Here is a 17,514-nt window from a genome sequence, read left to right as displayed (position 1 = left end):
TGTCATATCGTGATGCTGCAGCGGCGGAAAGATCAACGGAATCACGATGGGTAAGAAGAGCAAGGACGGAAAAAAAGGTAAGTCGGGTAAGAAGAAGGACCACGGCGAATACACGCTTGCCGATTTGTCGCCGGCATTGACGCAGGCGGCGCGGTCGATGCGCACGGTTCTGACACGCAACCTGACGGCCAGCGGCCTCTACGCTGGGCAGGATGGCGTCATCCTTGCCCTTGCGGCGAGCGATGGCCTGCCGGCTGGAACGCTGGCGCAGAAGCTAGGCGTCAAGGCACCGACCATGACCCGAACGATCGGCCGCATGGAGGCGCAGGGCTTCGTCGAGCGACGGCCGGATGCGACGGACGCCCGGTTGACCAAGGTCTATCTCACGGAGGCCGGGCGCAATAGCGTCACCGAGATCACAAGTTCGGCTGCTGCTTGCGACGAACTCGCTACCCGCGGCTTTTCGGAGAAGGATGTCCGCTCGCTCGTGCGCCTGCTAAGGGCGATCGACGGCAATCTTCAAGCCGGTGACCATGACGAAGATGATGGGGAATTCTGAGAACCCCCGCGAATTCGAGTTGCGCGGCGCGATTTAATCTTTTAATTAAAGTTTTTAAATTCCGGAATCGTGAGACGACGGGATGGCATATTTGGCTGCGTTTCACGAGGAGAGGAGCGCATGGCGCAAAAGATAAAGCTTTCGACCATTGCGGAAACGCTGGGCATTTCAACGGCGACCGTATCCCTTGCCTTACGTGACAGTCCGCTGGTGGCGGCGAACACGCGCGAGAAGATCAAGGATCAGGCGCGCACGCTCGGTTATATCTACAATCGCCGCGCCGCAAGTCTAAGAACCTCGCGATCCGGAATCATCGGCGTCGTCGTCCACGACATCATGAACCCGTTCTACGGCGAAATCCTCAAGGCGATCGAAAGCGAGCTCGACCGTAGCCGTCACACCTTCATTCTTTCCAACCATTACGATTCGGTCGAGAAGCAACGAACCTTCGTCGAGACCCTGCTGCAGCTCGGTGGCGATGGCATCATCATGTCACCGGCGATCGGCACGCCCGCTGAGGATTTCGATCTGGCGGAAGAAAACGGCATGCCGGCCATCCTCGTCGCCCGTTCGATGGAGGGACTGGATCTGCCGACCTTCCGCGGCGACGACAGCTACGGCATTTCGCTCGCGACAAATCACCTGATCAGCCTCGGCCACCGCACCATCGCGATGATCGGCGGCACGGACCAGACCTCGACCGGCCGTGACCGCTATCAGGGCTATGTGAACGCCTTGCGCAAGGCAGGCATCGAAGTTGACCCCAATCTGCGCATTCCCGGCGCTCGTTCCAAGCAGGGCGGTTTCGAATCGGCCGTGCATCTCCTGTCATTGCCGCAGAAGCCGACGGCAGCCGTGTGCTGGAACGATCTCGTGGCGATCGGTTTGATGAACGGTATTTCCCGCGCCGGCCTCGTGCCGGGCAGGGATATTTCGGTCACCGGCTATGACGATCTGGAGGAAGCGGCGATCGCGACGCCGGCGCTGACGACGGTATGGAACGGTCAGGCCGAGGTCGGAAGGCTTGCGGCGCGCGCGCTTTTGGATAGGCTGGCGGGCAGCCATGAGCCGGATGGTATTCATCTCATCAAGCCGGAAATGCGCATCCGCCAATCGACGTCTCCCTACCAGGCGCGCCAATAGCGCCGATCCGCGTCTTCAAGAGGAAAGATCATGTCCGATACTCGCATTGCCATCCTCGTTCCGGGGAAAATACACCCGCGCGTTCTCGAAACGCTCGGCAAACAATTCGATATCATTTCCGTTGAACGCGATGGCGGCCCGAAGGTTGACGCGGAAACTGCAGCCCGCATACGTGGCGTTGCTGTGGCGGGCGGCTTCAACGCCGCCTGGATCGATGCCTTCCCCAACATCGAAGTCATCGCCAATTTCGGTGTCGGCTATGACGGCATCGATGTCGGGCATGCCGCCTCGAAGGGGATCGTCGTCACCAACACGCCCGACGTTCTGAACGACGAGGTGGCCGATACCGCGATCGCGCTGTTGCTCAACACGCTGCGGCAGTTTCCGAAGGCGGAAAGCTGGCTGCGCGATGGCCGCTGGGTGAAAGAAGGGGCGTTTGCGCTGTCGCCCTTCTCCATGAAGGGACGTCGCGTCGGCATCTACGGCCTCGGCCGCATCGGCCTGGAGATTGCCAGACGGCTGGAGCCGTTCAAGGTGAAGATTGGCTATCACACGCGCTCGCCGCGCGACTCGTTGCCGTACGACTACTATTCGACCCTGAAGGAGATGGCACAATCGGTGGATACGCTGATCTCCGTCGTTCCGAAGACGCCGGAGACGCACAAGGTGATCAACGCCGAGATTCTATCGGCGCTTGGGCCGCAAGGCGTGTTCATCAATGTCGGACGCGGCTGGTCGGTGGATGACGATGCGCTGATCGCAGCCCTCCGGAACGGCACGATCGGCGCGGCCGGCCTCGATGTTTTCTACGACGAGCCGAACGTTCCTGAAGCCTACCTCTCGTTGCCGAATGTCTCGGTGCTGCCGCATGTGGCATCCGCCTCGGTGCCGACCCGCAACGCTATGGCCGATCTCGTGGCGGACAATATCATCGCATGGTTCAACAACGGCAACGTGCTGACGCCGGTGCCGGAAACTCCGGTTAAATCAAAAGGCTGATCATACGGCCTGTTGCCGGCGAGGATCGGCCAAGGGCTGCTCTTTGCCGGCCGCATAGTCGCGCACGGCATCGCCGAAAGCGGCAAACAGCTTGCGCGACGGCGAATCCGTCTCCGCCCAATATTCCGGGTGCCATTGCACGCCGACGGCAAAGGCCTTGGCGTCGATAACGGAGACTGCTTCGATCGTGCCGTCTTCCGCGACGGCTTCCACCTGCAGCCGTGGCGCCGTATCGGCGATCGCCTGACGGTGCAGCGAGTTTACCCGCACTTCGCCGGGGCCGACGATGCCGGCGATGCAGGAGCCCTCCTTGACGAACACGCTTTGGCGGATCGAATACATCGTGTCGCGGTCGACATGCGGCGGCTTGCGATGGTCCCAGATGCCCGGCTGTTCCTGGATTTCGCTGGCGAGGGTGCCGCCAAGCGCGACGTTCAGCTCCTGAATGCCGCGACAGATGGCGAGCATCGGGATGGCACGGTCGATGGCGCGGCGAATGAGCGGCAGCGACGTAGCGTCACGGGCCGGATCGAAAGGACCATCGTTCTCGCGCGCTTCCTGGCCGTAGTGCGAGGGGTGCACATTGCTGGCGGAGCCGGACACGAGCAGACCGTCGACGCGGTCGAGGATGGCGTCGACATCGTTGCCGTCTTCCATCGCCGGGACGATCAGCACCATCAGCCCTGCGGCGTTGACGGCCGCGCGGATATATTGGTGCTGCACCGCATGCCAGGTCACGCCGTCGAATTCTCGGATATCGGCAGGAACGGCGATGATCGGTCTGGACATATGAGGCTCCGGAGAAATGCGAAACTATCGGGATCGGCTGAGATCCCACAATGTATATGGTGTCAATGCAAACGCCAGTCACCCTCAAACAAATCTACGCGAAGAGTGGCTCCTCGGCAACGCGGAATGGTTGCGGAGAAGCTTTGTTCCCGTTCGTCATGACGATGTACAGGAATCGCCATAATACGGTGTAAAAGCAATCTTGAAAGACAATGCGCGGCGTGGTTAGCTCCATCGCTTGCGCCACGGTCGGGAGAGCATCTTTCCCGCAATGCTATCTATACGGGAGGTTTCGATGGATCGCCGTTCGTTCATCAGGCGAGCTGGAGCAGTTGGCGCGGGCGCGGCCGCCTCTGCGCTCGCCAGCCCCGCTGTGGCTCAGGAATTTCCGAAGATCACCTGGAGGATGACCTCCTCCTTCCCGAAGAGCCTGGATACGCTTTATGGCGGCGCCGAGGACATTGCAGCGCGTGTTTCGGACGCGACCGGAGGCAATTTCGTCATCCAGACCTTTGAAGCCGGCGAGATCGTGCCGGGCGCGCAGGCCGCCGATGCGGTGAGTGCCGGGACGGTCGATGCGGCTCACACCTGTTCCTATTATTTCTGGAACAAGGACCCGACCTACGCCATCGGCACAGCCCTGCCGTTCGGTCTCAATGCCCGGCTCAGCAATGCCTGGTTCTATGAGGGCGACGGCAACAAGCTGATGAACGAGTTTTACGCCACCCAGGGTATTTTCGGCCTGCCGGCCGGCAATACCGGTGCGCAGATGGGTGGGTGGTTCCGCAAGGAAATCAATACGCTCGACGATCTCAAGGGCCTGAAGATGCGCATTGCCGGCCTTGCCGGCAAGGTCATCGAAAAGATCGGCGTCGTGCCGCAACAGGATCTCGCAATCAACGATATTTACGCCGCGCTCGACAAAGGTGCGATCGACGCGGCGGAGTGGGTCGGCCCCTACGACGATCTCAAGCTCGGCTTCCAGAAGATCGCCAAATATTATTATTATCCCGGTTGGTGGGAGGGAGGCGCCGTCGTGCACGCCTTCTTCAATCTGGAAAAATGGAACGCGCTACCGAAAACCTATCAGACGATCCTGGCGAATGCCTGTGCCTTTGCCAACACCAACATGCTGGCGAAATATGATTTGAGAAATCCGCAGGCGTTGAAAGAGATCGTGAAGCAGGGCGTGACGCTGCGCCCCTTCAGTCAGGAAATTCTCGAAGCTTGTTTTCAGGCGGCGACCGGAATCTATGCCGATCTTTCGAAATCGAACGATTATTTCAAGCGTATTTATGACGATCAGGTTGCTTATAAGAAGGATGCCTATCTCTGGATGCAGCTTTCCGAATATACCTTCGACACCTTCATGATGATCCAGCAACGGGCAGGCAAGCTCTGATAGGCGGCGCGTTGGCTTTTGCCATTTTTCTATTTTAGCATGTTATTATTGACGAAATATAGTCTGGGTAGAGTATGTCTTGGCCGATTGCACGAATACGGTGCAAAATATCACTCAAAATCGGCGTAAGTTACCGACATGATTAGAAAATCTGTCCAGATACCTCTTATTTGGGCAATCAAATTTTAAAAAGTTTCAATTAGTGTGTCCGCCGCACCAGGGGAACTCTGAATGAAGCCTCAAAGCCCGGACACCGTGCCGACGGATGTTTATCTGTCGTTCGTCAGTTCGCTTTTCGGAAACCGTAAAACGCTGTTTACGGGTGTGTTCGTTCACATCTTGAGCTATGTCATTGTTTTTCTGAGTACAGGCGCCGGCATCTATCTCGGTCTCTGTCTGGCCTTTGCCGCCGTTTTCGCCTTCCGTATGTATTCGTTCCGGCTGTTCGACGCTGCCGACAAACACGCTTTTTCGCGCGCCGACATAGCGCGTTGGGAAACGCGTTATGTGTTGGGCGCCGCAGGTACGGCCGGCCTCCTCGGTATCGGCAGCGGCTACGCGATCCTCATCGTCCAGGACCCGTTGGCGGAATTCATCTGCATCGCCGTGACTATGGCATCGATGGTGTCGATCGTCGGCCGTAATTATGGTTCGCAGAAGGCGATCGATCTGCAGACCATGGCTTGCTGCTTACCGATCATTGTCGCCTGTTTGATGTCGGAACAGCTCTACAAGGCCATCGTCTCCATCATGCTCGTGCCCTTCGGCCTGACGACCCGCTCGATGGCCAATGGCGTGCGCGAGTTTCTTTACAAGAATGTCATTGCTTCGCGTGAGATATCGCTGATCGCCGACCGGTTCGATACGGCGCTCAACAATATGACGCATGGCCTGTTCATGCTGGACGCCGACAACCGCATCATGGTGGTCAATCGGAAGGCCTGCGAGCTTTTGAACCTGGCGCATCAGGAACAGCTCCGAGATTGCGAGTTCGATGTCGTGCTGCGCTATGGCGCCCGTCACGCCTTTATCGACGGCTCGCTGCCCGGCCTGATCCAGCGGCAGATGGCGCAGCTGGTCAGCGGCTCGCTGTCGCGCACGCTGATTCAGTTCAACGAAGACTTGTTTCTGGAGTTTTCGGCAAGCCGGCGCGCCGATGGCGTCGTCATTCTGATTTTCGAGGATGTGACGCCGCGCATCCGCGCCGAGCGCAAGATCCTGCACATGGTGCGCTTCGATCCGCTGACGGGATTGCCGAACCGCGAATATTTCGTCGAGATGATCAAGGAAAAGCTTGCGGCGCGCGCCGAGGAGGGCCAGATCGGCATTCTGGTTCTCAACGTCGACGACTTCAAGCACGTCAATGACACCAAGGGCCATGTCATCGGCGATCGGCTGCTGGTCGCCATAGCGGCCCGACTGCGGGAGAAGGCGGGAAATATGGCGCTTTCCGCGCGTCTCGTCGGGGATCAGTTTGTGTTGTTTTTCCCCAACGAGGATCACGAGCCCGATTTGGACGGCCGTGTGCGCGCGCTGCACGCCGCCATGGCCGGCCTGTACGACGTGGATTGCAACAGTTTTCGTGTCTCCTTCAGCGGCGGCTATGTAACCATGTCGAGCCGTGAGTTCCGTCCGGAGGAGTGGCAGATCAAGGCCGACCTGGCGCTGTTCGAGACCAAGTCGCGGACGAAGGGCGGCTGCACTGCTTTCGAGCAGGAAATGGATGCCCGCTACGTCGAGCGGCAGAAACTGAAAGAGGATTTGCGCGAGGCGATCGAGGCCGGCAAGCTGCACGCCGTCTATCAACCGATGTTCACGCCGGATGGCAGTCGCATCGATTGCTGCGAAGCCTTGTCTCGCTGGGTGCATCCGGAAAAGGGGTCGATTCCGCCGAATATCTTCGTGCAGATCGCCGAAGAGATGGGCATCGTCAGCGGCATTACCCGTTTCATGCTCAATCATGCCTGCCGTGACTGCGCCACCTGGCCGGAGCCGATCTCGGTTTCAGTCAATCTCTCGGCGCAGGACCTGCGCAGCAACGATATCGTCGCCACGGTCTTGGAAGCGCTCGATGCATCGGGTCTAGACCCGTCGCGGCTGCATCTGGAAGTAACCGAAAGCTGCTTGATGGATGAGGTGGCGACCGTTCGATCCATCCTCGCCGACCTGCGCTCCAAGGGCATCACCATCGCCATCGATGACTTCGGCACTGGCTTTTCCAGCCTCAGCTATCTCGATTCGTTGCCTGTCGATATCGTCAAGATCGACCGTTCCTTCGTACGCGACATCACCAACGACAGCCGCCGTTTCAAACTCCTGTGCGGAATCGTTGATCTCTCAAGGGCACTTAGTCTCGAAATCGTTATCGAGGGAGTGGAGACGGCGGAGCAACTGGCGCTCATCGATGAATACGATTTGGCCGATATCATCCAGGGCTATGTGTTTTCAGTTCCCGTGTCGCAGGACAGCGTTGCCGAGATGGTGGACAATCTCAGGCGCAATCAGCGGGCCATGCGGCAGGATAATGTGGCCTGAACTCCGGCTCGCTGCCGATTCACGCTGTCTATCTCTGGTGACAGGCAGACATCTACACCATCAACATCTCTTGCCTGCCGTAACGTTAAGTTTGCTCCGGTAAAGGACGGCGAACATCTACTTTCTTCATAATATTCAATAGATAAGAATCATTGAATATTCGAATCTATACCGGTATTCGTAGTCAAAAAATTAACCTTAACGAAAAAATAATTAATAAAAATTAAAACGAATATTGATCAATTTTTCGGTTAATACCAATAATGGACCGTTACCATTGTGGAATAACGGCCATGACTTATATGAGTACTTTGAAAAATAGCTTTGCTGGGAAGCTTATGGAGGTGCTCGATCATGTCGAATATCGTCGGATCGAGAGCAGCGAGGACATGGAGGATGTCGCCCGCCTGCGCTACAAGGCTTACAAGGCGCATTCGGTTTTGCCGGTTGCAGCCAAGACCATGATCGACGCCATCGATTTCGACGAACAGGCCTATATTTTCGGTGTCTATTATTACGAAGAGCTGGTGAGTACGGTGCGCGTGCACCACGTCACGCCGGACCATCGCGTTTGTCAGTCCACGGGGATTTTCCCCGATGAAATCCATGCCTTTCTCGATGCCGGCATGACGCTGATAGATCCGGCCCGCTTTGCGATCGATCCCGATTTCGAGCTTGAAATGCCGGCGCTGCCTTACTTGACACTGCGGCCTGCGATCGTCGGGGCTATCTATTTCGATGCCGACCGGGTGATGCAGCATATCCGTCCGGCACATGCTGCTTTCTACAAGCGTGTCTTCTATGCCGACACTATTGTTCCACCGCGCATGACGGAGACCTATGGTTTCGAACTGACGTTGCTTGCTTCACGGTCGAAAGAGATCCGCGGCAAGTTGATGCAACGATATCCCTTCTTCGATTCGGAACCCTATGAGCGGCGGATGATGTTCTCCCGCGATGTTGACGGCACGCTCCCGCTGACCATCCTGCCGACTGCACGATTGGCTGCGGGCGGGCGCAGCGTCATGCAAGAACGATTTGGCTAAGCTTTCTCGAGAGCGCCGTGCGCTCATTTGAACGCACAAAGGTCGCTCTCGTCTTTTGAATCTGGAGCATCTCGTCTGCTTTCAGGTGGCTACCTTATAGCGGGATGCTCTAGCCTCTGCGGCGTTGTCGTGCATTGCATTTTTCGTCGCTTTGTGTAAGGCCTCGGTGGAGGAAAATTGTCTGCGGTGTCTCGTTGAGATTCACCGCGGCTTTCGAGGCTGGACCCCAGCCGACAGGCGATCGCAAGGCCGGCCGGGGAGTGGATTGAGGGGAGATTTGTGAATGGCAGAACATCATACCGGACCGGTCGAAATGGGTGCTCCGATGGATTACAAGGAGCATGAGAAGACCTATAATCTGTTTCTGCGGGCAGCCAAACTCGGGACGACCATTGTCGCCGCCTTGCTGATTGGCATGGCCGCAGGCTTTTTCGGCCATGCCGGTTTCCTCGGCGGGTTCTTGATTTTCATTATCCTTGCTGTTGTCGGCTCTTATTTGACCCTCTGATCGTCGCAGGGCCGTCCGGCCCGCGCTTTCCCTGGAAATCTTGGCCTGATTCTGCAGGCTATTGCGCTCCTGTATGCGGTAGCGCGGTCGTTTGACGCGAGGTGGTGTCGTTGGGCAATCTGGTTTTCGTTGCCAAGGAGACCGTGGCGGATGAGACGCGCGTTGCAGCGTCCGTCGAAACGGTGAAGAAGATGAAAGGCCTTGGCTTTGACATTGTGGTTGAAGCCGGCGCCGGCGCTCCGTCGCGCATTCGGGATGGTGAATACGAAGCCATCGGCGCGCGGGTCGGCTCCGCTCAGGATGCCGCCCAGGCCGATGTCATCCTCAAAGTGCGCCGGCCCACCGCTGACGAGATCGCGGGCTATAAGAGCGGCGCGATCGTCATCGCCATCATGGACCCCTATGGCAATGAAGCCGCACTTGTCGATATGGCACGGGCCGGACTGACGAGCTTCGCCATGGAGCTGATGCCGCGCATCACCCGTGCACAGTCGATGGACGTTTTGTCGTCGCAGGCCAATCTCGCCGGCTATCAGGCAGTCATCGAGGCCGCCGCGGTTTATGACCGGGCGTTGCCGATGATGATGACGGCGGCCGGTACCGTGCCGGCGGCGAAAGTCTTCGTCATGGGCGCCGGCGTCGCCGGTCTGCAAGCGATTGCAACGGCAAGGCGGCTCGGCGCGCAGGTGTCGGCGACGGACGTTCGTCCTGCCGCCAAGGAGCAGGTCGCCTCGCTTGGCGCCAAATTCGTCGCCGTCGAGGATGAGGAATTCAAGGCGGCGGAAACGGCTGGCGGCTACGCCAAGGAGATGTCCAAAGACTATCAAGCCAAGCAGGCTGCCCTGGTTGCCGAACATATTTCCAAGCAGGATATCGTCATTACGACAGCTTTGATTCCCGGCCGCCTGGCACCACGGCTCGTCAGCCGCGAGATGCTGAAGGCGATGCGCTCCGGCGCCGTTGCCGTCGATCTTGCCGTTGAACGCGGGGGCAATATCGAGGGTGTCGAATTCGGGACAGTGGCCCATGTCGAGGGTGTCAAGGTTGTCGGATATCCCAATATGGCCGGGCGCATCCCAGCGAGTGCGTCGGCGCTCTATGCCAAGAACCTCGTCACTTTCTTGGAAACGATGGTCGACAAGAACACCAAAAACCTCGGGCTCAACCGTGCCGACGAACTGATCAAAGCGACGATGCTGACCGATGGCGGCGAAGTTGTGCATCCGAATTTCGTGGACCCAGATCAGCCGACGGTCAACAAGGGGGATCTCTAGATGGCGAGCCAAGCAATGGACCAGGCGCTTCAGCAACTGGACGACGCCGTTAACGCCGTGATGACCGCCGCCGCCCAGGCGCCGGAATCCGTCAGCGCAGTCTCCGGCGGCACGATCAATCCCTTCGTCTTCCAGCTGGCGATCTTCGTATTGGCGATCTTCGTCGGCTACTACGTCGTCTGGTCTGTGACGCCGGCCCTGCACACGCCGCTGATGGCTGTGACGAATGCGATTTCCTCGGTCATCGTCGTGGGCGCGCTCTTGGCGGTCGGCATTTCCGCCAGCGGGCTCGCTACCGGTTTCGGCTTCGTGGCGCTGGTGCTCGTCTCGGTCAATATTTTCGGCGGCTTCCTTGTCACCCAGCGCATGCTGGCGATGTACAAGAAGAAAGACAAGTGAGGGCGGCATGCTGAGCAATATCGCGGCCTTCCTCTATCTCGTCTCCGGCGTGCTGTTCATCCTGGCGCTGCGCGGCCTGTCGCATCCGGCCACCAGTCGCCGCGGCAATCTCTACGGCATGGTCGGCATGGGTATTGCCATCGCGACGACGCTGGTTCTGGCGACGCCCTCCTTCGGTGGCTTGGCGCTGATCATCCTCGGTCTCGCCATCGGCGGCGGGGCGGGGGCCTATATCGCCCGCGTCATTCCGATGACCTCGATGCCGCAACTCGTTGCCGGCTTCCATTCCCTGGTGGGTCTAGCGGCCGTGCTGGTGGCCGCTGCGGCACTTTATACGCCATCCTCCTTCGGCATCGGCGCCATCGGCACGATCCATCACGAGGCTCGCATCGAAATGGCGATCGGCGCGGCCATCGGCGCGCTGACCTTCACCGGCTCGATCATCGCCTTCCTGAAGCTCGACGGACGCATGTCGGGCAAGCCGATCCTTCTACCGAACCGACATGTGATCAATGCTGCGCTGCTGGCGCTGATCGTCTTCTTCATCGCCGGGCTGGCTGTCAGCGAAAGCCATTTCGATTTCTGGGCGATCGTCGCTCTGGCACTGGCGCTCGGCGTGTTGCTGATCGTGCCGATCGGCGGCGCCGACATGCCGGTCGTCGTATCGATGCTGAACTCCTATTCCGGTTGGGCGGCGGCCGGTATCGGCTTCACGCTTGGCAATCTGGCGCTGATCATAACCGGTGCCCTGGTCGGCTCCTCGGGCGCAATCCTCAGCTACATCATGTGCAAGGGCATGAACCGCTCTTTCATCTCCGTGATTCTGGGAGGTTTTGGTGGTGAAACGGCATCCAACGACGCTGACAACAGCGACAAGATGGTGAAGCTCGGCTCGGCAGAGGATGCCGCCTATCTGATGGCCAATGCCTCGAAAGTCATCATCGTGCCGGGATATGGCATGGCGGTCGCCCAGGCTCAGCATGCGCTGCGCGAAATGGCCGACAAGCTGAAGGCAAACGGCGTCGACGTGAAATATGCCATTCATCCCGTTGCCGGCCGCATGCCCGGTCATATGAATGTGCTGCTGGCCGAAGCCAATGTTCCTTATGACGAAGTGTTCGAGCTAGAAGACATCAATTCGGAATTCGCTCAGGCCGATGTCGCCTATGTCATCGGCGCCAACGACGTCACGAACCCGGCCGCGCGCGACGACAGTACTTCGCCGATTTACGGCATGCCGATCCTTGACGTCGACAAGGCCAAGACCTGCCTCTTCGTCAAACGTTCCCTCGGCTCCGGCTACGCCGGTATCGACAACACGCTGTTCTACAAGGACGGCACGATGATGCTGCTCGGTGACGCCAAGAAGGTATCTGAGGAGATCGTCAAGGCGATGAACGGGTGATTCCAATCTTCTCCATGGGGGAGATGTCAGGACGTGAAGAGGCAGCGAAGATACAACACAGGGCGATCCGCGCGGATCGCCCTGAGTTGATCCCCGCTCAAATCGAAGCGGGTGCCAGCGTCATTTTCTCAACGCCGACGGCGATGTTGACGCCTTCCTGGGCCTGCACGTTGAGGGGTTGCAGCATAAAGGCCTTGTTGGTGCCGCCGGTGATAACCTTGGCGCCGCCGCCGGCGGCAAAGCTGGCATCGGCGCCAACGCCATAATATTCCCCGGCCAACGCGATATCGGTCCATGGCGTGCCGGTTTTGGCAAGCACGGCCCAGATCATGACGCTACGGCCGGTAACGCCGAGGTCGATGCCGTATTTCTGGATGGCGGCGGCATAACGCGCGCTTGGTCCGCCGTTGCTCGGCTCAAAAGTGCACATCAGGTTCTTTTGAGACATGACGATCATGCCCGTCGATCCTTCCGACGTGCAGGTGAGCCTGCCGAGAGTGGCGTAGTCGGCGGAACTTGCAGGCGCAGCCCATATCACGAGGGACAGCGCCGCGGACGCCAGGAGAAGTTGTTTCAGCATGGTCTTTCTCCTTTGGAATGACCAAACTGTAACGATTCCCCGCGGTTGAATGTTCCCGGGGGGGGGGCAGGCGTCGTTACCGCAAGACCGCTGCGATATGCACTAGTTTCGCTCGCGTTCACGCTCCATGGTGCTGCGCAAGGCGTTCAGCACCCAGACCAGACCTGTCGGGCGGAAGTCGACCTCTACGCTGCCGCTAAAGGCGGCGGCGGCATGAGCCTTGGTGACGGTCGTACCAAAGCCGGTCACGGTGGGCGTCTTGACGATCGGCCCACCGCTTTCCGTCCAGACGAACCGGATCATTTGTCCGATGTCACTCTCCACATTCGTCCATTCGATCGCGACCTTCCCCTCGGGAGCGGAGAGTGCACCGTATTTCACCGAATTCGTCGCCAGCTCATGTAGAACCAAGCCGAGATTTTGCACGGCCTCCGGCTTCAACAGGAAATCCCGACCCTTGATGTCGAGTTGTTGCGGTCCTTGCAGGAAGGTGGCCAGATGAATATCGATCACCCTGCGCAGCGACACGCCGGACCATTGTTCGCTGGTCAGGACTTCGATCGAACGCGCCAACCCTTCCAGCCGGTCGGCGACGGCACGTTGAAAGGTATCGACGCTGTCGGTCTGCCGGGCGAGCTGGCGGGTCATCGCCTGGGCGAGTGCGAGCAGGTTCTTGGTGCGATGGACAAGCTCGTGCATGACGAAATGCAGCCGGTCCTCCGTTTCGCTGCGATCGAAAGACGCGTTGGAAAGCGCCATGGCCATTTGATTGGCCTCAATGACACTGGTGTCGATCGGCGAAACGATCTCGCCGCGGCCCATGCGGTCCGCCATATCGGCGATGTTCTGGATGGTGGTACGCACTTGGCGGGCCAACGCATAGACGGCAATCAGGGCGATCAGCAACAGGGTGACGCCACCATAAATCAGGAAGCGCCATGTGCTCATCAGCGAAGCCTGCGCAGAGGCGACGGGCCCCCATACGACGGCTTTCCACGACCAGCCGGGAATTTGCGCATAACCGAGCAGGGCGTGCGGCAGGATCTTTTCGTCCTGAAAGACGCCGCTTGAGGCGATCAGTTTCGGCAGTATGTCGCGGTTGAAGGCGTCGCCAGAAGCATGATTGGCGGGACCGCTGGAAGCGACGACATGGCCGGAGCTGTCAAGGACTGCGGCTGACCAGCCAGGCGCGAGCGCATCCGTCGTGACGAGCTTGCCGAGGTCTTCGGCGCTCTGCGTCATGATCAACGCCGCGCCGGCGGGCGAATGGTAAAGAGGCAGGGTGACGTTATAGACCCATTGACCGCTGCTTGAGCCGATGAAGACGTCGGAGGCCTCGATACGCCCTGAGTCGAGCGCCGAGTGCAATGCAGCGAGATTGGCTGTCTTGCCGAGCGGCTCACCGAATGGGTGGCTCGTATTCAGCCGTTGCTGGCCATCCTTGTCGACGAGCAGGACGAAAAGCGAATCGGTGCGAAGCACCGTCTCCGTCCGGTCGAAGAAGGTTGCGATATCATTACGCTCCAGTTCCGGTGAGGAGGAGAGCAGTCGCAGGGTCGTCGCCATGTCCTGCAGCTGTCGATCGATGGTACGTGCCAGTGCCTGGGCATCCTGAACCGTATCACGCTTCAGCACATCGCGTTCGTTGTTCTCGAGCTGGACCAGCAACAATGCCACGAAGGCCAGAATCGGCAAGGCAATCGCCAGTGCTATGGCGATCAGATAAGCCCCAATCGAAGCCTTCGGGAAGCGCGGCTTTTTCATGGCAGGATCAACCGATCGGACCACCATCGGGATAAAAGACGTCCGCAAAAGCGGGAATAGCGGTCTTAGTCATCATGTCGAGGGCCCCCACACTCTTACCCGAGCAGCATGATCTCGAAAGCGCCATGTTAGGGCCCGGTAAATTGCGTTGCAACATATGAAAAGTCACCGCCGCTAAATCGTAAGTGCGGCTGGACGCTTCGAGTATGATCGAATTATCCTTAAGGTTGTAATTTCATTGAATTATTCGCATGCCTGCGCGAATCGCGACAGGCGGAATGGGGAAAGCTGAGCATCGAGATGGCCGTCGATAATTTCCGTTGCCGCAACCAGTCCGACGAGCGGCGCCAGCGTCACGCCGGAATGCAAGACGGCGAGATAGAGGCCCGGCGCGTCGTCGGCGCCGCCAATGATCGGAAAGCCATCTTTCGGGGTTGGGCGGTAGCCGACAGTATAAAAATCGAGTTCGAGCCTGTCGCCGCCGCGTAGCATGGCTTTGACCTTGGCAAAAAGTTCGTCGGCTGCCTTTTGTGGATTGTCGCCCGGATCGGTACCGGCGAAATCGCTGCCGGCAATGATCCTGCCTTCCGTCGTCTGGCGCATATGCAGCTCCGGCGCCATGACAAGGCCGTTCAGCAGCGGTGGACAGGGACGGGAGTGAACGATCAGTCCCGGCGGCGTTTCTATCGGCACATCGATACCGACGGACGCGGCGAGCGCCACTGTGCCGGCGCCGGCGGCCAAAACGACGTGATCGGCTAACAGCGCTCCATCCGTCGTTTCAACGCCCGCAATCTTGCCGTTCTCCTGCAAGAGCCGCCTGGCCTCTGTGCCGTATAGCAAGGTTGCGCCGTGACGGGCGGCATCCTCCAACAGCATATTGGCAGCGGCCACGGGCTCAACGGCGCCTTCTTCGGCGACATACAGCGCGAAGGCGGGCGGATCGGCGAGATGAGGTTCGAGGGCAGCGCTTGTCTCGCGATCGACCTGCCGCATGCCGTAACCCCAGCCGGTTTGCTGGGCGGCATAGGCCTCCAACTCAGCCTCCGGCAGATCCCAGCAGAGCCCGCCGTACCAGGAAAGCGGCAGGCCGGGAACATCAGCCGCCAGCTGCGACCATTCCGCCATCGAGCGGCGGCGGAAATGGAAATAGAATTCGGGATTGCCCCAACTCGCATTGATCCAGGCGAAGGACTTCGGAGTCGCCTCGCCGCCAGCCTTTTCTGCGATCACGGTGACGGATGCGCCTCTGCGCGCCAAATGCCAGGCGATGGACGCGCCTATGATGCCGGCGCCGACGACGATGATTTTGGGAGGAGAAGAAGGCATGCCGTGTCTCTTGTCCGAATGTGGGGCCGGAGGGAGACTATGCGCTGCACAGCGCAAAGAAAAGCCGCCGGGCGGATAATCGCCGGGCGGCCGACTATTCTGACGATCTGCGCTCGATTTTTTAGGCGCCCGCTCCGACGCGCGCCAGGCCATCCTTGGCTGGCTGATAGCTCGGGTCGAGGTTGACGGCGTGTTGGTAGGAACGGCGGGCTTTGGCTTTGTCGCCACGGCGCTCGTAGACGAAGGCCTGATTTGCCCAGGATTCGGCGACCTTGTTGTTCAGGTCGATCGCGTGGTTGAAATCGGCGAAGGCGTTGTCGTCGTCGTTCTGCGCGAGATAGGAAATGCCGCGGCTGTTATAGGGCTCGGGCGAATTTGGTGACAGCGAGATCGCCTTCGAGAAGTCGTCGATCGCCTTATCCTGCTGATTGCGCTTCTGATAGATCACGCCGCGGCCGTTATAAGCACGGCCATCCGTCGTTCCGAGGCTGATCGCCTTGGAATAGTCGCTGAAGGCGTCGTCGTCGCGGCCGGCTTGGCGATAGAGGTTGCCACGGCCGATATAGGCGACGTCATAATTGGGATTGATCTGCAGCGCGGCGTTATAGTCGGCGGTCGCTTCCGGAAGCTTGCCCATGTTGCGATAGATGAGCGCGCGGTTGGCGTAGGCCTGATAGAACTTCGGATTGAGCTGGATCGCCTGGTTGAAGTCCGCAAGGGCGCGGCTGAATTCGCCGCCGCGGCCATAGGCAGTGCCGCGAACGTTGTAGCCTTCCGGATTCTGAGGATTGGCATTGATGACCGAGGTCAGCGAGGCAATGTTTTCCGACGAGCCCTGTGCTTTGTCGATTCGGATCACCGTATCAGTGGAGCCGGTCTGACACCCGGAAAGGCCGATTGCGGTGAGAAGAGCCAAAGCGGGCAAGGCAGCAGCGCGCTTCGAAGCAATAAAAGACAGTTTCGAAGCGCGGAACTGTTGGGACGTCGTGATTGCCATTATCGGGTTTCGCTTTCCCCATGCGTTATATCAGGCTGTTTTGATTTAATCCCGTTTGCCGGGAGAAGAAATCAAAAAAATGGCGGCGGCGAACGATTCGCCCCCGCCAGACATGCATCTGAAAACGTCGAAAGAACGACGATTAGCGTGCGACCAGACCTTCGCGCTGTGCACGCTTGCGCGCCAGCTTGCGAACACGACGAACAGCTTCTGCCTTCTCGCGAGCACGCTTCTGCGACGGCTTTTCGTAATAGTCGCGCATCTTCATTTCGCGGAAAATACCTTCGCGCTGCATCTTCTTCTTGAGAGCGCGGAGAGCCTGGTCGACATTGTTATCGCGGACAAGTACCTGCACGAGAATCACGTTCCTTTGGTTTGGTTGATGCCAGCGGCGACAGCAGCGCCAGGAGGCAAAAAAATAACGCTCGCGCGGCCGCAGCCTTGCGATTGGTAAGGCGAGATAGCAGATCGGTTTGTCAAAGTCTAGCCAGATCGTGAGTTTGCAGAGGAAAAAGCGGTTTGTCGAGCGTGAATTGCGCCGACGATGTCGTCTCCGACATGCTTGTCTGAGATTTCGAACCACAGTCATTTCAATCCACATGTTTTCCTTTTACGCGTGACGCAACAATGTGGTTTGTTCCTCAGCGGCCATGAATTCAGACAAATGGATCCAGGCTGTTCACAAGGTCGGGCCTTGCTGTAGCATTCTTGTGGGCCGTGTCGAAAGACGGTCCTGTATGCGTCGCAAAAGAGCCGTTGTGTCGGTTTTCGATTTGCGATTTGTA

The 17,514-nt window shown here is 58.8% G+C and carries 16 protein-coding genes; 10 read left to right on the top strand and 6 right to left on the bottom strand.

Annotated features, from left to right (window positions below):
- Window positions 1–46: 46 nt before the first annotated feature.
- The 3 genes from PY649_RS10575 (at window position 47) to PY649_RS10565 (ending at window position 2,701) form a co-directional block, all read left to right on the top strand.
- Entirely contained in the window at window positions 47–559 is a 513-nt protein-coding gene (locus PY649_RS10575) for a MarR family winged helix-turn-helix transcriptional regulator (RefSeq protein ID WP_285868290.1), read from the top strand.
- Between the two features lie 120 nt (window positions 560–679).
- Complete coding sequence (locus tag PY649_RS10570) at window positions 680–1,702, top strand: LacI family DNA-binding transcriptional regulator (protein ID WP_285868289.1); 1,023 nt, start codon at window positions 680–682, stop codon at window positions 1,700–1,702.
- 30 nt (window positions 1,703–1,732) lie between these two features.
- Window positions 1,733–2,701 (top strand): 2-hydroxyacid dehydrogenase, encoded by a 969-nt coding sequence (locus PY649_RS10565; RefSeq protein ID WP_285868288.1) that lies wholly within the window; start codon window positions 1,733–1,735, stop codon window positions 2,699–2,701.
- On the opposite strand, the gene PY649_RS10560 is transcribed toward PY649_RS10565, so the two are convergent.
- The gene (locus PY649_RS10560) at window positions 2,702–3,490 is read right to left on the bottom strand and encodes a gamma-glutamyl-gamma-aminobutyrate hydrolase family protein (RefSeq protein WP_285868287.1); all 789 of its coding nucleotides are present in this window, start codon (window positions 3,488–3,490) and stop codon (window positions 2,702–2,704) included. It abuts the gene before it with no gap.
- Window positions 3,491–3,785: 295 nt separating this feature from the next.
- Between PY649_RS10560 and PY649_RS10555 the strand changes: the two genes are divergently transcribed.
- The 7 genes from PY649_RS10555 to PY649_RS10525 all read left to right on the top strand — a co-directional run bounded on the left by PY649_RS10555 (window position 3,786) and on the right by PY649_RS10525 (window position 12,059).
- Window positions 3,786–4,892, top strand: a complete 1,107-nt coding sequence (locus PY649_RS10555; RefSeq protein WP_285868286.1) for a TRAP transporter substrate-binding protein — start codon at window positions 3,786–3,788, stop codon at window positions 4,890–4,892.
- Between the two features lie 231 nt (window positions 4,893–5,123).
- On the top strand, window positions 5,124–7,427 hold the full coding sequence (locus PY649_RS10550; protein ID WP_285868285.1) for a putative bifunctional diguanylate cyclase/phosphodiesterase: 2,304 nt from the start codon (window positions 5,124–5,126) through the stop codon (window positions 7,425–7,427).
- 293 nt (window positions 7,428–7,720) lie between these two features.
- On the top strand, window positions 7,721–8,473 hold the full coding sequence (locus PY649_RS10545) for an N-acyl amino acid synthase FeeM domain-containing protein (protein WP_285868284.1): 753 nt from the start codon (window positions 7,721–7,723) through the stop codon (window positions 8,471–8,473).
- A 283-nt stretch (window positions 8,474–8,756) separates the two neighbouring features.
- The gene (locus tag PY649_RS10540) at window positions 8,757–8,981 is read left to right on the top strand and encodes an aa3-type cytochrome c oxidase subunit IV (RefSeq protein ID WP_285868283.1); all 225 of its coding nucleotides are present in this window, start codon (window positions 8,757–8,759) and stop codon (window positions 8,979–8,981) included.
- Window positions 8,982–9,091: 110 nt separating this feature from the next.
- Entirely contained in the window at window positions 9,092–10,255 is a 1,164-nt protein-coding gene (locus tag PY649_RS10535; protein ID WP_285868282.1) for a Re/Si-specific NAD(P)(+) transhydrogenase subunit alpha, read from the top strand.
- Window positions 10,256–10,654, top strand: a complete 399-nt coding sequence (locus PY649_RS10530; protein WP_285868281.1) for an NAD(P) transhydrogenase subunit alpha part 2 — start codon at window positions 10,256–10,258, stop codon at window positions 10,652–10,654.
- 10 nt (window positions 10,655–10,664) lie between these two features.
- On the top strand, window positions 10,665–12,059 hold the full coding sequence (locus PY649_RS10525) for an NAD(P)(+) transhydrogenase (Re/Si-specific) subunit beta (protein ID WP_285868423.1): 1,395 nt from the start codon (window positions 10,665–10,667) through the stop codon (window positions 12,057–12,059).
- A 97-nt stretch (window positions 12,060–12,156) separates the two neighbouring features.
- Here the strand turns inward: PY649_RS10525 and PY649_RS10520 are convergent, their stop codons facing one another.
- From PY649_RS10520 to rpsU, 5 genes are all read right to left on the bottom strand, one after another.
- Window positions 12,157–12,639: a DUF992 domain-containing protein gene (locus PY649_RS10520; protein WP_285868280.1), complete on the bottom strand. Its 483-nt coding sequence runs from the start codon at window positions 12,637–12,639 to the stop codon at window positions 12,157–12,159.
- 102 nt (window positions 12,640–12,741) lie between these two features.
- Complete coding sequence (locus tag PY649_RS10515) at window positions 12,742–14,403, bottom strand: sensor histidine kinase (protein ID WP_285868279.1); 1,662 nt, start codon at window positions 14,401–14,403, stop codon at window positions 12,742–12,744.
- A gap of 243 nt (window positions 14,404–14,646) precedes the next feature.
- On the bottom strand, window positions 14,647–15,732 hold the full coding sequence (locus PY649_RS10510; protein ID WP_285868278.1) for an NAD(P)/FAD-dependent oxidoreductase: 1,086 nt from the start codon (window positions 15,730–15,732) through the stop codon (window positions 14,647–14,649).
- A gap of 121 nt (window positions 15,733–15,853) precedes the next feature.
- Window positions 15,854–16,729 carry a tetratricopeptide repeat protein gene (locus PY649_RS10505; RefSeq protein ID WP_285868277.1) on the bottom strand — a complete coding sequence of 292 codons (876 nt, stop codon included), beginning with the start codon at window positions 16,727–16,729 and terminating at the stop codon, window positions 15,854–15,856.
- A gap of 142 nt (window positions 16,730–16,871) precedes the next feature.
- Window positions 16,872–17,084, bottom strand: a complete 213-nt coding sequence (gene rpsU / locus PY649_RS10500; RefSeq protein ID WP_003585885.1) for a 30S ribosomal protein S21 — start codon at window positions 17,082–17,084, stop codon at window positions 16,872–16,874.
- Window positions 17,085–17,514: the final 430 nt, after the last annotated feature.

The organism is Rhizobium mayense (assembly GCF_030272705.1).
Classification (GTDB): Bacteria; Pseudomonadota; Alphaproteobacteria; order Rhizobiales; family Rhizobiaceae; genus Rhizobium; species Rhizobium mayense.
This window is presented reverse-complemented; position numbering and strand designations above follow the sequence as displayed.

What these genes read in the sequence shown, in the direction of transcription:
- PY649_RS10575 (WP_285868290.1), top strand. Translation starts at nt 47, where the DNA reads ATGGGTAAGAAGAGCAAGGACGGAAAAAAAGGTAAGTCGGGTAAGAAG.
- PY649_RS10570 (WP_285868289.1), top strand. Translation starts at nt 680, where the DNA reads ATGGCGCAAAAGATAAAGCTTTCGACCATTGCGGAAACGCTGGGCATT.
- PY649_RS10565 (WP_285868288.1), top strand. Translation starts at nt 1,733, where the DNA reads ATGTCCGATACTCGCATTGCCATCCTCGTTCCGGGGAAAATACACCCG.
- PY649_RS10560 (WP_285868287.1), bottom strand. Translation starts at nt 3,490, where the DNA reads ATGTCCAGACCGATCATCGCCGTTCCTGCCGATATCCGAGAATTCGAC.
- PY649_RS10555 (WP_285868286.1), top strand. Translation starts at nt 3,786, where the DNA reads ATGGATCGCCGTTCGTTCATCAGGCGAGCTGGAGCAGTTGGCGCGGGC.
- PY649_RS10550 (WP_285868285.1), top strand. Translation starts at nt 5,124, where the DNA reads ATGAAGCCTCAAAGCCCGGACACCGTGCCGACGGATGTTTATCTGTCG.
- PY649_RS10545 (WP_285868284.1), top strand. Translation starts at nt 7,721, where the DNA reads ATGACTTATATGAGTACTTTGAAAAATAGCTTTGCTGGGAAGCTTATG.
- PY649_RS10540 (WP_285868283.1), top strand. Translation starts at nt 8,757, where the DNA reads ATGGCAGAACATCATACCGGACCGGTCGAAATGGGTGCTCCGATGGAT.
- PY649_RS10530 (WP_285868281.1), top strand. Translation starts at nt 10,256, where the DNA reads ATGGCGAGCCAAGCAATGGACCAGGCGCTTCAGCAACTGGACGACGCC.
- PY649_RS10520 (WP_285868280.1), bottom strand. Translation starts at nt 12,639, where the DNA reads ATGCTGAAACAACTTCTCCTGGCGTCCGCGGCGCTGTCCCTCGTGATA.
- PY649_RS10515 (WP_285868279.1), bottom strand. Translation starts at nt 14,403, where the DNA reads ATGAAAAAGCCGCGCTTCCCGAAGGCTTCGATTGGGGCTTATCTGATC.
- PY649_RS10510 (WP_285868278.1), bottom strand. Translation starts at nt 15,732, where the DNA reads ATGCCTTCTTCTCCTCCCAAAATCATCGTCGTCGGCGCCGGCATCATA.
- PY649_RS10505 (WP_285868277.1), bottom strand. Translation starts at nt 16,729, where the DNA reads ATGGCAATCACGACGTCCCAACAGTTCCGCGCTTCGAAACTGTCTTTT.